The sequence below is a fragment of the Yoonia maritima genome (assembly GCF_043641945.1).
Taxonomy (GTDB): domain Bacteria; phylum Pseudomonadota; class Alphaproteobacteria; order Rhodobacterales; family Rhodobacteraceae; genus Yoonia; species Yoonia maritima_B.
The window spans coordinates 59,661-74,735 of sequence record NZ_JBHZRX010000005.1 but is presented as its reverse complement, the minus strand read 5'-3'; the positions used below and the strand labels follow the sequence as shown (position 1 = coordinate 74,735).

18 protein-coding genes are annotated in these 15,075 nt (G+C 55.8%); 7 read left to right on the top strand and 11 right to left on the bottom strand.

The window, feature by feature from the left end; translation table 11 throughout:
* Positions 1–63: 63 nt before the first annotated feature.
* Positions 64–945, bottom strand: a complete 882-nt coding sequence (locus tag ACHUEV_RS12485) for a formate dehydrogenase accessory sulfurtransferase FdhD (RefSeq protein WP_394180341.1) — start codon at positions 943–945, stop codon at positions 64–66.
* Positions 946–1,005: 60 nt separating this feature from the next.
* On the opposite strand from ACHUEV_RS12485, the gene ACHUEV_RS12480 reads away from it, so the two are divergent.
* Together ACHUEV_RS12480 and ACHUEV_RS12475 are read left to right on the top strand one after the other, a co-directional pair.
* Positions 1,006–1,728: an AzlC family ABC transporter permease gene (locus ACHUEV_RS12480; protein ID WP_394180339.1), complete on the top strand. Its 723-nt coding sequence runs from the start codon at positions 1,006–1,008 to the stop codon at positions 1,726–1,728.
* Positions 1,725–2,057: an AzlD domain-containing protein gene (locus ACHUEV_RS12475; RefSeq protein ID WP_394180338.1), complete on the top strand. Its 333-nt coding sequence runs from the start codon at positions 1,725–1,727 to the stop codon at positions 2,055–2,057. The genes ACHUEV_RS12480 and ACHUEV_RS12475 overlap by 4 nt, the downstream gene beginning before the upstream one ends.
* Here the strand turns inward: ACHUEV_RS12475 and ACHUEV_RS12470 are convergent.
* The 5 genes from ACHUEV_RS12470 to ACHUEV_RS12450 all read right to left on the bottom strand — a co-directional run bounded on the left by ACHUEV_RS12470 (position 2,044) and on the right by ACHUEV_RS12450 (position 6,217).
* Positions 2,044–2,655 (bottom strand): hypothetical protein, encoded by a 612-nt coding sequence (locus tag ACHUEV_RS12470; RefSeq protein WP_394180337.1) that lies wholly within the window; start codon positions 2,653–2,655, stop codon positions 2,044–2,046. The genes ACHUEV_RS12475 and ACHUEV_RS12470 overlap by 14 nt on opposite strands.
* A gap of 7 nt (positions 2,656–2,662) precedes the next feature.
* The gene (locus ACHUEV_RS12465) at positions 2,663–2,797 is read right to left on the bottom strand and encodes an aa3-type cytochrome c oxidase subunit IV (RefSeq protein ID WP_394180335.1); all 135 of its coding nucleotides are present in this window, start codon (positions 2,795–2,797) and stop codon (positions 2,663–2,665) included.
* Between the two features lie 65 nt (positions 2,798–2,862).
* Positions 2,863–3,351 carry a DUF6173 family protein gene (locus ACHUEV_RS12460; RefSeq protein WP_394180333.1) on the bottom strand — a complete coding sequence of 163 codons (489 nt, stop codon included), beginning with the start codon at positions 3,349–3,351 and terminating at the stop codon, positions 2,863–2,865.
* A gap of 125 nt (positions 3,352–3,476) precedes the next feature.
* Positions 3,477–4,514, bottom strand: coding sequence for an MBL fold metallo-hydrolase (locus ACHUEV_RS12455; RefSeq protein ID WP_394180331.1), 1,038 nt, complete (start codon positions 4,512–4,514; stop codon positions 3,477–3,479).
* Entirely contained in the window at positions 4,514–6,217 is a 1,704-nt protein-coding gene (locus tag ACHUEV_RS12450; RefSeq protein WP_394180329.1) for an acyl-CoA dehydrogenase, read from the bottom strand. The genes ACHUEV_RS12455 and ACHUEV_RS12450 overlap by 1 nt, the downstream gene beginning before the upstream one ends.
* A gap of 115 nt (positions 6,218–6,332) precedes the next feature.
* Here ACHUEV_RS12450 and ACHUEV_RS12445 point away from each other — a divergent pair, with 115 nt between their 5' ends.
* Positions 6,333–7,283, top strand: coding sequence for an L-threonylcarbamoyladenylate synthase (locus ACHUEV_RS12445; RefSeq protein WP_394180327.1), 951 nt, complete (start codon positions 6,333–6,335; stop codon positions 7,281–7,283).
* A gap of 2 nt (positions 7,284–7,285) precedes the next feature.
* Here the strand turns inward: ACHUEV_RS12445 and ACHUEV_RS12440 are convergent, their stop codons facing one another.
* The 3 genes from ACHUEV_RS12440 to ubiA are packed head-to-tail and all read right to left on the bottom strand — an operon-like array spanning position 7,286 to position 10,585.
* Positions 7,286–7,612 carry a hypothetical protein gene (locus ACHUEV_RS12440; protein WP_394180325.1) on the bottom strand — a complete coding sequence of 109 codons (327 nt, stop codon included), beginning with the start codon at positions 7,610–7,612 and terminating at the stop codon, positions 7,286–7,288.
* A 16-nt stretch (positions 7,613–7,628) separates the two neighbouring features.
* Complete coding sequence (locus ACHUEV_RS12435; RefSeq protein ID WP_394180323.1) at positions 7,629–9,563, bottom strand: OmpA family protein; 1,935 nt, start codon at positions 9,561–9,563, stop codon at positions 7,629–7,631.
* Positions 9,564–9,619: 56 nt separating this feature from the next.
* Positions 9,620–10,585, bottom strand: a complete 966-nt coding sequence (gene ubiA, locus ACHUEV_RS12430; RefSeq protein WP_394180321.1) for a 4-hydroxybenzoate octaprenyltransferase — start codon at positions 10,583–10,585, stop codon at positions 9,620–9,622.
* Between the two features lie 11 nt (positions 10,586–10,596).
* Here ubiA and ACHUEV_RS12425 point away from each other — a divergent pair, with 11 nt between their 5' ends.
* The 4 genes from ACHUEV_RS12425 (at position 10,597) to ACHUEV_RS12410 (ending at position 14,100) form a co-directional block, all read left to right on the top strand.
* Positions 10,597–11,319, top strand: coding sequence for a 16S rRNA (uracil(1498)-N(3))-methyltransferase (locus tag ACHUEV_RS12425; RefSeq protein ID WP_394180319.1), 723 nt, complete (start codon positions 10,597–10,599; stop codon positions 11,317–11,319).
* Positions 11,316–12,155, top strand: a complete 840-nt coding sequence (locus ACHUEV_RS12420) for a GNAT family N-acetyltransferase (RefSeq protein ID WP_394180317.1) — start codon at positions 11,316–11,318, stop codon at positions 12,153–12,155. Before ACHUEV_RS12425 ends, ACHUEV_RS12420 begins: the two co-directional genes overlap by 4 nt.
* Positions 12,148–12,666, top strand: coding sequence for a hypothetical protein (locus ACHUEV_RS12415; RefSeq protein ID WP_394180316.1), 519 nt, complete (start codon positions 12,148–12,150; stop codon positions 12,664–12,666). The genes ACHUEV_RS12420 and ACHUEV_RS12415 overlap by 8 nt, the downstream gene beginning before the upstream one ends.
* Positions 12,667–12,729: 63 nt before the next feature.
* Complete coding sequence (locus ACHUEV_RS12410) at positions 12,730–14,100, top strand: glutamate--cysteine ligase (protein WP_394180314.1); 1,371 nt, start codon at positions 12,730–12,732, stop codon at positions 14,098–14,100.
* A gap of 19 nt (positions 14,101–14,119) precedes the next feature.
* On the opposite strand, the gene ACHUEV_RS12405 is transcribed toward ACHUEV_RS12410, so the two are convergent.
* Entirely contained in the window at positions 14,120–14,470 is a 351-nt protein-coding gene (locus ACHUEV_RS12405) for a hypothetical protein (protein WP_394180312.1), read from the bottom strand.
* 14 nt (positions 14,471–14,484) lie between these two features.
* The gene (locus ACHUEV_RS12400) at positions 14,485–14,916 is read right to left on the bottom strand and encodes a hypothetical protein (RefSeq protein WP_394180310.1); all 432 of its coding nucleotides are present in this window, start codon (positions 14,914–14,916) and stop codon (positions 14,485–14,487) included.
* Between the last annotated feature and the right edge of the window lie 159 nt (positions 14,917–15,075).

The following is a 15,075-nucleotide window of genomic DNA, read 5'->3' as shown; positions in this document are numbered from 1 at the left end:
CCTCGCCTGCGGCGCGGTGAATCCGCCTCTGGCGGGAGTATTTAGGGCAAGATGATAGGGGGGTCATTTACTGCCCTTTCGTCCGCTTTTTGGCGGTTCATTTTCGATTTGGCTTGGGTCTGCGTCGCGGATAAGGCGATCTTCGCCCGCGAGGCAGACGAAACGCTGGCCCTTCATGCGTCCGATCAATGTAAGGCCGACCTGTTGTGCGATTTCGACGCCCCAAGCTGTGAACCCGGACCTAGATGCCAGCACGGGGATTCCCATGAGGGCGGTTTTTATCACCATTTCGGAAGTAAGCCGCCCCGTCGTGTAGAGAACTTTGTCATCTGCTGTGACACCTTCAGACAGCATCCAGCCTGCGATTTTATCGACAGCATTGTGGCGGCCGACGTCTTCCATGTAGACAAGTGGCCGGTCGCCTTGGCAAAGCACAGTGCCATGGATCGCGCCGGCCTCGAGATAGAGCGACGGGGTGCGATTGATCTTAGCGGCGAGTGTATAAAGGTCAGATGTTTTGACAGGCGTCGGGGCAAGTGTGACGTCGTCCAGCCCTTCCATCATATCACCAAAGACTGTGCCAACAGCGCAGCCGCTGGTCCGTGTCTTTTTCTTTAGCTTGTCTTCATAGGTCGTTTGTCCATCGGTACGCACGACGACGACCGAAAGTTCGTCGTCATAGTCGACGCCCTTGATCACCTCACCGTTGCGTAGCATCCCTTGGTTCCGCAAAAAGCCAAGCGCCAAATATTCGGGGTAATCACCGATGGTCATGGCGGTCACGATTTCTTGGGAATTCAAATATATCGTAAGCGGCCGTTCTTCGACCACGTTTAGGTCGATTTTGGTGCCGTTTTGGTCGGTCCCCGTTACCGCGCGCGTCAATCCGGTAGCCGAAGGCTGGGGCGCAATCAGATAGTCAGTGATGTTATCAAGTCGTGCCAATTGTCATTCCCGTTTTGCAGGTCTAAGCCTGTCGTATCACATCAAAGCTAGGGGAAAGAGATGACGACTTCCACCGTCAAAAATCCAGCGAAATCCGCCTACTGGGCCGGATTGCGCGATGGCTTGCCGTATATCTTTATGGCCGCGCCATTTTCGGTGCTGTTTGGTGTTGTCGCCATGGATGCTGGTCTAAGCGTTGGGCAGGCAATGGGGTTTTCCGTTTTGGTCATCGCGGGGGCGTCACAATTTGCGGCGGTTCAGATGATCACGGAAAATGCTGGGATCGCATTTGTTCTGCTGGCTGCACTTGCTGTTAACTTGAGGATGGCGATGTATTCGGCGTCGCTTGTGCCCTATCTCGGGAATGCGCCGCTGTGGCAGCGGGCGTTGGTTTCGTACCTGAATTTTGATCAGACCTATATCACTTCGGTTGCACGTTACGAGGCACGGCCAGAGATGTCAGTGCCAGATCGCGTTGCATATTTTTTCGGGGTGGCAACGCCGATTACGCCTGTTTGGATTGGTATGACTTTGGTCGGCATTCTGGCGGGAAAGGCAATCCCCGAGGCTTGGGCATTGGATTTCATCATGCCGATCATGTTCTTGGCGATGGTCGCCCCGATGATGAAATCGCTAGCCCACGTTGCAGCGGCAGGGGCATCCGTCATCGTTGCGCTCGTGCTGAGCGGGTTGCCGTCTGGCACAGGGCTTTTGATTGCTGCGGCTGTCGCGATGCTGACGGGTGCGATGGTTGAAACATGGACGGAGAAACGCGCGCAATGACTTTTAGTAGCACTGAGATTTGGTTCATAATCGCGGTATTGGGCGTTGGCACCTACCTGATCCGATTTTCGTTCTTGGGTCTTATAGGTGACCGTCCGATGCACCCTTTCGTTCTGCGTTTGCTACGATTCACGCCAGTCGCTGTGTTGCCGGGGATGGTCGCGCCGCTGGTTTTATGGCCTGCTGCGACTGGTGGTCAGCCTGATCTGATACGAATTCTTGCGGCCTTGGCCACCGTGGGTGTCGGGTTGTGGACGCGCAACGTGTTGTGGGCGATTGCCGCTGGGGTAGTGACGCTTTACGCGGGGATGGGGATTACTGCGCCGTAAGGGCCGCGTTGATACGCGCCGCAGCGATAGATTTGTCGTCCTCGTCGGATTCGTGGAACCTACGGCTAGTGACGTTGGGCAGTTGCGCAAAATCTTCGGAAATGCGGTTAGGGTCCCAAGTCTGCCGGAAGTCTGCAAAGCCAGGAAGCTGGCGCAACAGTCGCGATGTTGACCGCGCGCAATGCGCTTGTGGTACAGGGCCGTTAGCCAATGCAAGCTTCAACGCCCGTTCGGCCACGTCAGGCGCAACCTGCGCTGTTTGACCGATGACGTAATAGGTCACGCGGGCATGATAGCTGACATAGAATTCTTCGAGCAACGGCGAAGCACCAAACAGCACGTCGTTGCGTTCCGGCATTCGGTTCTGTTCGAACGATCCCGCCGGGTCAAAAATGACGCGTTGGCTGGCGTTGATTAACAGTGCAGAGTGGGCCCCGCTGTCAGAGCCCACGTTTTTCATAGTATAAAGTGTCAGATATGCGGCGCTGGGGTCGCGGTAGATCGCGCGCGACACAACGTCATCGGGTGCCCACACTTCTGTCGCTGAACATGCAGACAGGGCGAGCGGAAGCCCAACGATAAACTGACGACGATACATCGGTGATTTAGGCGTTAACGAGCGCCACGAAAATCAGCACGACGATGCAAATGACCGCACCCCAAGTGACCTTCTGGATAAAGTCGTTGAACGCTTTTTCTTGCGCTGTGATGTCCATTTCGCCGTGTTTGTAGTCAGACATACTTAGAATCCTTAGTAGACGAGTTTTATAGTCGCATAGCCGATAATATCTGGCCTGTCACCCGGTCAGGTGGTCACATCTGTATCGCGATCAAGTGCTGCCGCCAATTGAAAGCCGATCCGGTTGGGTTCTGGCTGGTCAATATTCTTGGGGCTCGCGATTAGGGTCACATTCATTTGCGTGACGTGTTGGATCAGCTGGGTTTTGGCGCCCGCTTCGTTCGTTCCGTAATAGGTCACAATGTCGGGGTCGTAATACCCGAGCCCTTCGATCCGGATAACGCCAGTTAGGCCGCCGGCCAACCCAACACCAACTTCGTGATCATTATCCAGCTGTTTTTCAAAGTTCTGGATATACATGATGATCCGCTCATATGCCCATTGGGCGGGGCTTTTCTTGGCTGTGGATTCAGCCATCGCTTTGGGCAGATCAGCCTTGGATGGGCAAGGCACATTGGGATCAGTATGGATCTCGTGCGATTTGGGCAGGATGTCGTTTTCAAGCAGCTCCGCAGAGGTGTCTATGCTCATCTGCATGGGGGTATCTTTGGTCATTTGCGCACCTCGGTTGTCTTATTGATTTCTTCAATAACGAAACTTGTGGAAATGTCCGAGACAGAAAAGCGTGAAGTGACCCGATTATAAAAATGCAGCGCGCGTAGGGTGGATTTTAGTCCACGCTACTTGGCTTGGAATACCCACGCACCGTCATCGCGCATGTGACGGGTTACTTGCCCAGTGTGATATAGATGGTTCACATGTGCGATTGCCTCAACCAATGCCAACCCGTATTCGGCAGGGCCAATGCTACGTTTGAACAGCGGTGCAAAACATTCGCCTGCTGCGCGCGGTTCTGACAGATGCTCGAGCAGCCGTGACAACGCGCTGTGATGATTTTCGATCATCTGCTTTATCCGTAGTGGCAAACCAGTAAACGGCAATTTATGCCCACCCAGAACAAGCTGATCGTCCGTTGCATATGGTGCCAGCCGTTCGCAGGACGCGAGCCAATCACCAACAGGGTCGGCCTCTGGTTCGGTTGGGTAAACCCCAAGGTTCGCACTAATCGACGGGAGCAGTTGATCACCACCTATGACAAGGTTGTCGTCGCGGCTCCAGAACGTTGCGTGTTCGGGCGCATGTCCATCGCCCATGCGTATGTCCCATGTCCGCCCGCCTATTTGGATCGACCCGCCGTCAATCAGGCGGTCATAGCCAAGTGGCAAAGGTGTAACACAATCAACAAAGTTGAATGGTCGATCAGATGAGCGCCGGGCAAGCTCGTCTGGATCCATCCCAGCGCGCTTGTAGAAAGCTAGTGTTTCGGCAGGTGCAGTTTCTTGTACATCCAGTGTCAGCATGCGCGCCATTAGCCAGCCCGTGCGCGGCATGCTGAGGGTCGCGCCATTGTCCATGAACCAGCCTGCTAGACCGACGTGATCGGGGTGGTGGTGCGTAACAACAACCCGCCGAACGGGTTTGCCGGCCATGGGGCCACCTAGCAATTTTTGCCAAATCTTGCGGGTGCTGTTGCTAGCAAAACCAGTGTCGATCACTGTCCAGCTATCGCCGTCATCCAGCGCGTAAATATTGACGTGATCAAGCGCCATCGGCAGCGGAAGGCGCATCCATAATACGCCGGGCGCGATAGTAACTGCTTCGCCTTGTGCAGGCGGGGCGTCAAACGGGTAGCGTATGCCGCTGACGCCGTCCGCCATTACGCGACCAGATCTTCAGCTGTGATTGCCAGCAGGTCATCCGCGCCTTCACGCACATGGGCAAGCAGGCCAGCATGTTCTGGCAGCAATCGTTTGATATAGAAGGTTGCCAATTTCACGCGCGACGCATCCCCGGCCATTGCAGAAGCAAGATGAACATGCCCCCCCAATACACGTGCAAACGCACGAAGGTAAGGCACCGCACCCGCAAAGCGCTGATTTAGGTCACTTTGCTCAACCAGCCATTCGGTTGCTTCGCGCAAGGATTCCGCAGATTGCCAAACGGCCTCGGCCAAGTCGGGGTGCGTGGTTTTCGCGGCTTCTGCGCCCTGTTCGATTTCTTCGAGCAAGCGGAAAGCGGCCTCGCCACCATCCATCAATTTACGTGCGACAAGGTCCATGGCCTGAATGCCGTTGGTGCCTTCGTAGATTGCAGTTACGCGCACATCGCGGGAAAACTGTGCCGCGCCTGTTTCTTCGATAAAGCCCATACCGCCGTGGACCTGCACACCTGTGCTGGACACTTCGATGCCTACATCAGTTCCGAAGGCCTTAGTGATTGGGGTGAGGAATGCGGCGCGTGCCTTCCAGCCTGCGTCACCAGTCGCCGTTGTCATATCAATCGCAACTGCGTTCATCAGGGAAATCGCGCGGGCGGCATAAGTGTCGGCCTTCATGCTGGCCAGCATGCGGCGCACGTCAGCGTGTTCGATGATCGCGCCTGATCCGCCAGCTTTGCCTTGTTTGCGTTCTTGGGCGTATGCCAGCGCATGTTGGTAGGCAGCTTCGGCAATGCCGATGCCTTGAACGCCCACGCCTAGACGCGCGTTGTTCATCATTGTGAACATTGCGGCCATCCCGCCATGCTCCGGGCCAACTAGCCATCCAGTTGCGCCATCGTATTCCATGACTGCAGTCGGAGAACCATGCAGGCCAAGCTTGTGCTCTAGGCTGACGACACGCAGGTTGTTGCGCTTGCCGGGGTTGCCATCGGCATCCGGGATAAATTTGGGAACCATGAACAGGCTAATGCCCTTTGTGCCCGGCACGCCGTCAGGAAGGCGTGCAAGAACAAGGTGACATACGTTTTCTGTGAAATCGTTGTCGCCCCAAGTGATGTATATCTTTTGGCCCGAAATCGCGAACGACCCGTCGCCGTTTGGTTCGGCCTTTGAGCGCAGCGCACCAACATCTGACCCTGCCTGTGGTTCGGTCAGGTTCATCGTGCCGCACCATTCCCCCGAGATCATCTTGGGGACATACAGCGCTTTGATTTCCTCAGAGCCGTGGTGCTCTAATGCTTCGATCTGGCCTTGTGACATCAACGGATTTAGCTGCAATGACAGGCAAGAGCTGGACATCATGTCATTGACCGCAGTGGTCAACGTCATTGGCAGACCCATGCCGCCCATGTCGGTGGAGGCAGACATACCGATCCAACCGCCCTCTGCGATTGCGCGGTAGCCATCTGCAAAACCCGGTGACGTGCGAACAACGCCGTTTTCCAATTTCGCAGGGTGAAGATCACCTGCGCGGTTCAATGGGGCAATGACTTCTTCGCACATTTTGGCGGCTTCAGTGAGAATAGCATCGACCATATCTGGTGTGCTTTCTGCAAAACGATCTGTTCCGGCCACTTCGCCGAAACCGACAACATGGTCCATCAGAAAACGAAAATCGCTGACAGGGGCGCGATAAGCCATTGGGTATTCTCCACTCTATGCATCCGCTTGGCAAAATTGGGTGCCACGGCTATGCATCACTCATTCGCTTCTAACCTACCTGCGCCCGCAGACCCATCAACCGAAACGCCACGTCATGATTCATGCACCTTTGCTAAAAATTTCACCGAATGCCCAAGGTTTCACAAAGGCCGCTGAGATTTTGCGGGCAGGTGGGCTAGTCGCCTTCGGAACCGAGACGGTCTACGGGCTGGGTGCTGACGCATGCAATGATACCGCTGTTGCGGGCATTTACAAAGCGAAAGGACGCCCCAGTTTCAACCCGCTGATCGTCCATTTGGCGACCGTTGAGCTGGCCGAAAAATACTGTGTTTTCAACGATGATGCGCGTGCGCTGGCGGCGGCATTCTGGCCGGGCGCGCTGACGCTGGTTTTACCCGTAAGGCCAGACGCTGGCGTGTCCAAACTCGTCACTGCTGGGTTAGATACGCTTGCCGTACGCGTCCCGGATCACGCCGTGGCCCAAGAATTTTTACAGGCTTTCGGCGGTCCAGTGGCAGCACCGTCTGCCAACCCATCGGGCCGGATCAGCCCCACAACAGCAGAACATGTCGTGGCTGGACTAACTGGCAAAATCGACGCTGTCATAGATGGCGGCCCATGTAGCGTTGGGGTTGAGTCGACTATCGTGAGCTGTGTTGGGGAACCTGCGCTGTTGCGGGCAGGTGGCATACCTGCCGAGGCGATATCAGCCTGCCTTGGGCGCCCGATTGCAATGCCAGATGATCCCGATACGCCCATGTCACCCGGTCAACTTGCGTCGCATTATGCGCCAAAGGGTCAAGTGCGGCTGAACGCTGAACATGTTGAAGAGGGTGAAGTATTGCTAGGTTTTGGCCCGGTAGACGCGGATTTGAACTTGTCACCGTCAGGTGATCTGACCGAAGCGGCAGCGCGACTGTTTGACTGCTTGCATCAGCTAGATGCGATGGGAGCGACACGCATTGCGGTGTCGCCAATCCCTAATCACGGGCTAGGGCGTGCGATCAACGATCGGTTGAAACGCGCCGCCGCCCCGCGCGATTAGAATTATTTGCTGTTTTGACGCTCTACATAGGCACGAAGCTCTTCTGCTTCGCGACGTGCTTCGCGTAAACCGTCCATTGCCGCACGCAGTTCGGCTTCTGTCTGGGACAGCTGGTTGGTCATCTCAGCTTCGCGCTGCTGTAGGTAGGTAATGGCCTGATCGCGTGTCTCTTCTGCCTCATGCAGGGATTGCGCCATCTTATCCAGTTCGCCGATCTCGGCTTTGGTGACGCGTGTGAAACGATTAACCAACCAGCTTGCAAACCAACCTAGGGCGAAAGCTACAAACAGGATGATCGCGGTGGCGATAATGAATTCAGTTCTGTTCAACGTCTTTGCCTTTTAGTTATTCAGTGGCCGCTTCATCAGCGGGGGCTTCTTCGCCTGATGCATCTTCTGCGGGCGCAACTGTTTCTGGTAGCGGTTCTTCTTCTGCGATCGCTTCAAGAGTTGTTTCTTCTTCGGGGATCGGTTCAGGAACAATCAAGCTAAATTCGATACGACGGTTTGCTTCACGACCGGATTCGGTACCGTTATCAGCGATTGGGTTCTCCTCGCCAAATCCAACCGATTCGAAAGTAGACACAGGAACACGCCGCGCACGCAGCGCTGTCAGGACCGCATCAGCACGGCGCTGCGATAGTTGCTGGTTCATCTCTTCGCGGCCTTGGCTATCGGTGTAGCCAGCGACCTGAATACGTAGATCACCGCATTTTTTCAGGATGTCAGCAATGTCATCGACAAGTGGCACAGCACCAGCCGAAATATCAGCCGAGCTGGGATCGAACGTGATCTTGCGGTCGGCGGTCACCGATTTGATTTGTTCGATGCATTCTTCTGGCGACGGCAGGTTCGCGATAGGGTCAAGCTGTTTGACGTAGGTTACGTCGATATCAAAGTCAGCGGTTTGGCCCAGCTTTTCGATCAGCAAGCGCGAGATATCTGCGCTCGCCACTTCGTTTCCGGTGTTGCCGCGGACTTCGATCGTATCAGGTTCAACAACAACTGCACCGTTCGAAAGTTCTGACAAGGCCTCGATCCCGGCAAGAACCCGGACAGACCAGCCCGCAGGCAGACCTTCGACAACGCGTGTACCCATGGTGATGTTGCCTTGGCCGAATTTCGCGATGGCAAAGTTTTCGGCGACAGTGTTCGTCAGGTCATCCGGGATACGGCCACGCAATTGCACCTGACCTTCGGGGCTACGCGTTGCGGTAAAGCGGGGCGGGCCTTCGGGTGATGCTTCTGGCATGACGGGTAGCTCTGCGGTGACGGCGAATGCTTCGGGCAAAGCGTTTTCAAGTGCGCCGACAACATCGTCGAATTTGCCTGCGTCAGTGCCCATGGGCGCAAGCAGGGTAACGTCTGTGTCCGCAATCGTGACTGTACCGCCTTCAAGGTCGCCAACAGCTTTGATGGCAAGCGCGACGGCTTCGCCCCACAGACGCGATGGCGCGCCTAGTGCTAATGTGCAGTTCACCTGATCAGTGTGACCAGCTTTTGATGCGGCAGCGATAATCTCGGCAACAGCTTCGCTGGTGTCTGCCGCGCATGCGTCAAACATCGGGCCATCTTCGTCGATCCCAAAACGGACAGTGAACGGCGAAATAACAGGGCGGGGTGCGCTGATTTCTATCGATAGCTCGACATCAGCTGGGGTGTTGCGGGCCAATGCCGTTTCAAGACGGTGCTTTTCTTCGGGGCTGTCGGAAATCGCGTTCACGATTACGCGGTCGGCATTCACAGATATTTTTGAACGCGGAAGCATTTCCAAAGCACGGAAGCCATAGTTCAGCGCGCGGCGCCAGTTTTCTGGGGTGGGGTAATCCGCGACTTCCAATAGATCGGTAACAGGCTGACCATCGGCGATATCTTGGATTTGGTCAGCGAGCGCCTCACGATCTGTTGAAGCAGGAATAAGCCCGATCAGCGAAACGCCGCTATCGTTGCGCAGGATTTCGATGGCGAATTCGGGTGCTGCGATCTTTTCCGAATCGGTCACAGACATGTTGTCTATAACGCGGCTGGCATCCACGACGCCCCCAGCGGCAGAGATCGCACGGAACCGTACAGCCTCGGTTGGGGCCTGCCCTTCGATGATGACTTGAAGCCCATCGCCAAGCACGGAGGCCCATAAATATCCCTGATTGATAAGGGTTTGCTGTACACCCTCTACCGAACGTTCTTCGACGACCGATACTGTGGTGCGTGCCGCGCCGACCGAGACAATGCCTGCTATGGCAAAGGCGACGAGACGAATGAAAATAGCTGAAAGGCGCATGCGTATCCGCTTTGTTGATTGGCGTCCTGCATAGGACTAGCTGCGACGTTGTTCAATCACACGAACATCGCAAGAGCGAAAAATGGCAGGACGATCAACCCAGCGTTTCTGTTTGATCGGAAAAGGTGGAGTAACCCATCATTGTCGTCAGGGTCGAAACGCCGCAATTGCCAAGTTAGATGCCAGCCCAGCGCCCAAGGTCCACCAAGCGCGATGACCAGCGAAAGTATGCTTCTGTCGATACATGCCAACACGACCGCTGCACCGAACAGCAAGATTGTGATGGTCAAGAACAGCCGCAGCCATTCGCGTGTTTGATCGCCAAAAAGACGGGCGGTGGATTTCACGCCGATCAGCGCGTCGTCTTCGGTGTCTTGATGCGCATAGATCGTGTCATAAAATAGCGTCCAAGCGATACCTGCCAGGTATAAAACGACCGGGACTGGTCCAATACTGCCTGTGTGTGCAGCCCAAGCAAGCAGCGCACCCCAGTTAAACGCGAGCCCCAAGAACACCTGCGGCCACCAGGTAAACCGTTTTGCAAACGGATAAACCGCAACAGGCAATAGCGCGAGCACCCCTAGAATAATCGCCGCCCAATAGAAGGTCAGCAAAATTGCAAAGGCAACAAGCGCCTGCGCGATCATCCAGATAACCGCACCGCGCACGGTGACTTGGCCCGATGGAATTGGCCGTGACCGGGTGCGTGCGACCTTAGCGTCAAATTCACGATCCGTGATGTCGTTCCATGTGCAGCCCGCACCGCGCATCAGGAATGCGCCGATACCACATGCAACGGCAATCCAAAGATCATGGATACTTGCGCTTTTCGTCGCCAGCATCGCCAGCCCCAACGCCCACAGGCAGGGCATATACAGCAGCCACGTTCCAATAGGACGATCCGCGCGGGAAAGCCGCAGGTATGGGCGGGCAAAGGCCGGGGCGCTGGTATCGACCCAATTCCCTGTTACGGCATCAGAAACTGTGCCTGTCTGCTCTGGTGTTGGCGCGTTCTCGGTCATATGGTCTGCCTATGGCTTCCAAGGTTCGACTTTATGTAGATCACCCGCTGGGTGAAGGGCAATCAGTTCCGCTTGATCGTGATCAGGCGCACTACCTATTTGGGGTGATGCGACTGGACGAAGGCGCGGTGCTGTCTCTGATCAACAGCCGCGACGGCGAATGGGACGCGGAGGTTGTGAAAGCAGGCAAAAAGGGCGGTATTCTGCTGTGTCAGACACAGACGCGCTCGTTGCAAATGCCGCCTGACCTGTGGCTGATATTCGCCCCGATCCGCAAAGAACGTACCGCGTTCATCGTTGAAAAAGCGGTCGAAATGGGTGCGGCACGGATTATCCCTGCGCAAACAGACTATACCCAAAGCGCGAATCGCATTCGCCAAGACAAGCTACAGGCCCATGCGGTCGAGGCCGCCGAGCAATGCGGTGGTACATTTGTGCCCAAAGTGGAAGAATTGAAAAAGCTGGACCGCTTGCTGGCCGACTGGCCCGCAGACCGTCAACTGATGTTCTGCGATGAAGCAAAAATCGGCGACCCGATCGGCTTGCCAGACACACCCGGCCCATGGGCGATCCTAATCGGCCCCGAAGGCGGATTTTCCCCGGCCGAGCGTGAAAAGCTCCACGCACTCCCCTTCAGCCACCCCGTAAGCCTAGGGCCACGCATCTTGCGGGCCGACACAGCAGCAGTTGCCGCACTCACGGTTTGGCAACAGGCACTGGGGGACTGGGGGTGATCCGCGCGACCGAGGCTGACCGCCCCGCGATTGAGGCATTCCTGACCAACCACATCGCCACGTCGATGTTTCCGCTTTCGAACTTACGCAGCTACGGCATGTCGGGTGGCCACCCGCGTGCTGTGACGTTTTGGGTGCGTTGGCTGGACGGACAAATCACCGATGTGCTGACTGTGACGGACGAGGGCTTCTTGTTCCCGCAATGCCCGACTGGCCCGTGGGGCGATATCAAGACAGTTTTGGCAGGGCAGGCATATCGCGGGATTTTGGGCGATGCTGGGCAAGTGGCGGCTCTGCGTCATGCGTTGAACTGGCAAGGTGAGTCCGGAATCGATGACGTTGAACCACTGTACCATCTATCGCTGTCGGATTTGCAATTGCCTGATTGCGAGGGGTTTGCGCTGTATCCTCTGGCGAATGCGCCCAAAGACACAGTGCTGGGCTGGCGGGCTGCTTATCTGACCGAAGTCATGCCTGTGCCGGGAGAAGAGCCTGATGTAACAGCGGCCAGAGAGATCGCCGCCTATCTTGATGCGGACAGCCACCGGGCGCTTTATCGCGATGGAACACCCGTTGCGATGACGGGGTTTAATGCGCAGTTGCCACAGGTCGTTCAGATCGGTGGTGTTTACACGGAGCCTGAATTCCGGTGCCAGGGGGTTGCACGGCGGGCTGTTGGGCTCCACCTACAAGAGGCACGTCGTAACGGTGTGACGGACGCAATCCTATTTGCGGCAAGTGACAACGCTGCGCGTGCATATGAGGCGATTGGTTTCAACAAGATCGGCGCGTTTTCTATTCTGGTTTATGAGGAACCACAGGTGATCCATGTCTGACTTTCTTCGCCCCGAGGTCCGCGCATTTCTATGGCGCTGGCGCGATACGTTGATCGGTGTCGGGCTGATGGTGCTGGGGCTTTGGTGGGGGTTGCGGGCATTTGGTGCGGTGCAATGGCTTGGATACCTCGTGGTATTAATCGGCGCAATTTTGGCAGCCGCGGGCGTTCAACGCGCCCGTTTTCGGCAGCAAGGCGTTGGCGCTGGTGTTGTGCAGATAAATGAGCGCCGGCTGTCATATTTCGGACCGCTTGATGGTGGCGTCATCGACGTTGCAGACCTGACCAAGCTAGAGTTGGATCCAAGCGCACACCCTGATCCGAATTGGGTTCTAACGGGTGTCGGTGGGCAAAATCTATCTATCCCTATTAATGCGACTGGTGCGGAATCGCTGTTCGATATTTTCGCGGGATTGCCCGGGATCAAGACAGCTGATGTGCTCGACGCGCTTTCACGCACACCAGATGCGCGCGTAACCGTTTGGGCAAGGGTTCGTCCGGTCTTGCATTGACATGAGCCTTGCGGCAGGTCACCGATAGAAATTCTGAAACGCAGCAAGCACGGAGCGCGCGCCATGTCTATTCCTCAGTCCGGTGGTGGCCCAATCGAGCATCACGATCAACTGGCCGAGATGCTCTCGAAGGGTTGCAAGCCCAAGGATCAATGGCGCATCGGCACCGAGCACGAGAAGTTCGGCTATTGTCAGGACACCCTGCGTCCGCTTCCTTATGAAGGCGAGCGTTCGATCGAAGCCGTGCTTGAGGGGCTGGAAGGCCGCTTTGGCTGGTCCCGTGTCGAAGAGGAAGGCAAGATCATTGGCCTGACCAAAGACGGCGCGAATGTCAGCTTGGAACCCGGTGGTGCGCTTGAATTATCCGGTGCCCCGCTTGAGACGATCCACCAGACTTGCGACGAAGTGAATACGCACTTGGCCGAGGTGAAATCAGTCTCGGATGAGATTGGCGTGAAATTCATCGGTTTGGGCGCGGCCCCCGAATGGACTCACGAAGAAATGCCCCTGATGCCCAAAGGCCGTTACAAGCTAATGGACGCCTATATGAAAAAGGTGGGCACAATGGGTACTGCGATGATGCGCCGGACGTGCACCGTGCAGGTGAACCTTGATTTCGGATCAGAAGCCGACATGGTCCAAAAGATGCGTGTCGCCGTGGCGCTACAGCCGGTTGCCGCCGCTTTGTTCGCAAGTTCGCCGTTCTTTGAAGGCAAGGTAAACGGGCACAAGTCGTGGCGTTCACGTATTTGGCGTGATCTTGACGCGTCGCGCACAGGCATGATCCCATTCGTCTTTGACGAAGGTTTCGGGTTCGAAGCCTGGGTTCAGTGGGTTCTCGATGTGCCGATGTACTTTGTTTACCGCGATGGAAAATACATCGATGCGCTGGGCATGTCGTTCCGCGACTTCCTTAAGGGTGAATTGCCCGCGCTACCCGGTGAAAAACCTCTGTTGTCAGATTGGGCCGACCACCTGACAACCGTATTCCCCGAAGCTCGCATGAAGCAGTTCATTGAAATGCGCGGCGCTGATGGTGGCCCTTGGCGGCGCCTTTGCGCTTTGCCTGCGTTCTGGACTGGGCTGACCTATGACCAAACGGCGCTCGATGCGGCTTGGGATATTTGCAAAGACTGGACAGCAGAACAGCGCGAAGCCTTGCGTGTGGCTGCCTCCGTTGATGGGCTTCAGGCGCAGGTCGATGGGATCAATATGCATGAACTCGCCCGCGAGGTCGTTGCGATTTCCGAAGCTGGCCTAAAGAACCGCGCACGCCCCGGCGCTGGTGGTCTGATCCCGGACGAAACCCATTTCCTAAACGCGCTGAAAGAAAGCATCGAGTCAGGCAAGACCTTGGCCGATGAACTGCTGGATCATTACAATGGCGATTGGAATGGTGATCTGAAACGGATCTACAGCGAATACAGCTATTAATCCGTTTCGGAACCTTTTGTTATTCAGTGGTGGCGCTTACCCGTGCCGCTGCTTGCGCAACGATGTCACGCAGCGTTGCAACAGCTTGCGTAAACCCAAGCCCAAGGCAAAGCACAGCAAGGCCAAGCGCAGTCAAAACGCCAGCTGGCGCCATGTGTGGCAAAACTGCTAGCACACCTGCCGCGATCAAAATGACGCCGCCTGCACCAATGGTGACAAACCCTGCAACAATCGTCATTGATCCCGCTTTTGCGGCGCGCCCGGTGTCTGGGCAATCGGCAAGTGCGCTGCCGATCTTTAAGATCATGAATGACAGCCCCGCCAACGCGCCGGCGGCTAGTCCGAAGTAAAGCATCAAATAACTAAGCATAGTGTTTTGTCCTTCTAGATTTGTAGGATGCGTCTGTTTGGATAGAGATTTGCGTAAATGACGCCAAAAGCGCCTGCGTAAAGAGCACCAAAAAGTAGGCCGTATGCGAATATGAAGACTAGCTGCTCGCTCTGGCTGCTTAGGCTGAGAGCATGCGCCGCGAGGCTGGCAAGCAGGCAAACCAAATTCACAGCAAAGCCAAGTATGGCGTAGCTCCAGAGCTCGGGTTCGATCCGGGTCACTGCCCATAGCAACACTGGAGTGCCAAGCAGCAAGTACGGAATTGCCCCAAACGGGAGAGCAAACAGTCCGATGATGGTCCAACACGTCAGTAAAGTTACGCTGACGGGTGCAAGGATTAGCGCGGCAACGAATGCAGTTGGGTTAACGGAGTAGCGGATGGTCCGCTTTGGATTATTTGGGGCAAGTAGAGTTGCGACAGACATTTGAACCTCACCGATTCTAATTAACGTTATTTCTGTAATAACAGAAATAGCAGTACATGCAGCTAAGTCAAGAGTTTGCCGTGGGAGTGGTGAGCCAACAGAAAAAAGGCGCAGCTGAATGAACAACTGCGCCTCCTATCCGTGTCGCTAATGCGATGA

Bases quoted from the DNA above. Each gene is read 5' to 3' on its own strand.
- ACHUEV_RS12475 (WP_394180338.1), top strand. From the start codon at position 1,725: ATGACTTTTAGTAGCACTGAGATTTGGTTCATAATCGCGGTATTGGGC.
- ubiA (WP_394180321.1), bottom strand. From the start codon at position 10,585: ATGACCGAGAACGCGCCAACACCAGAGCAGACAGGCACAGTTTCTGAT.
- ACHUEV_RS12410 (WP_394180314.1), top strand. From the start codon at position 12,730: ATGTCTATTCCTCAGTCCGGTGGTGGCCCAATCGAGCATCACGATCAA.
- ACHUEV_RS12465 (WP_394180335.1), bottom strand. From the start codon at position 2,797: ATGTCTGACTACAAACACGGCGAAATGGACATCACAGCGCAAGAAAAA.
- ACHUEV_RS12425 (WP_394180319.1), top strand. From the start codon at position 10,597: ATGGCTTCCAAGGTTCGACTTTATGTAGATCACCCGCTGGGTGAAGGG.
- ACHUEV_RS12480 (WP_394180339.1), top strand. From the start codon at position 1,006: ATGACGACTTCCACCGTCAAAAATCCAGCGAAATCCGCCTACTGGGCC.
- ACHUEV_RS12415 (WP_394180316.1), top strand. From the start codon at position 12,148: ATGTCTGACTTTCTTCGCCCCGAGGTCCGCGCATTTCTATGGCGCTGG.
- ACHUEV_RS12460 (WP_394180333.1), bottom strand. From the start codon at position 3,351: ATGACCAAAGATACCCCCATGCAGATGAGCATAGACACCTCTGCGGAG.
- ACHUEV_RS12400 (WP_394180310.1), bottom strand. From the start codon at position 14,916: ATGTCTGTCGCAACTCTACTTGCCCCAAATAATCCAAAGCGGACCATC.
- ACHUEV_RS12470 (WP_394180337.1), bottom strand. From the start codon at position 2,655: ATGTATCGTCGTCAGTTTATCGTTGGGCTTCCGCTCGCCCTGTCTGCA.
- ACHUEV_RS12455 (WP_394180331.1), bottom strand. From the start codon at position 4,514: ATGGCGGACGGCGTCAGCGGCATACGCTACCCGTTTGACGCCCCGCCT.
- ACHUEV_RS12435 (WP_394180323.1), bottom strand. From the start codon at position 9,563: ATGCGCCTTTCAGCTATTTTCATTCGTCTCGTCGCCTTTGCCATAGCA.
- ACHUEV_RS12450 (WP_394180329.1), bottom strand. From the start codon at position 6,217: ATGGCTTATCGCGCCCCTGTCAGCGATTTTCGTTTTCTGATGGACCAT.
- ACHUEV_RS12405 (WP_394180312.1), bottom strand. From the start codon at position 14,470: ATGCTTAGTTATTTGATGCTTTACTTCGGACTAGCCGCCGGCGCGTTG.
- ACHUEV_RS12445 (WP_394180327.1), top strand. From the start codon at position 6,333: ATGATTCATGCACCTTTGCTAAAAATTTCACCGAATGCCCAAGGTTTC.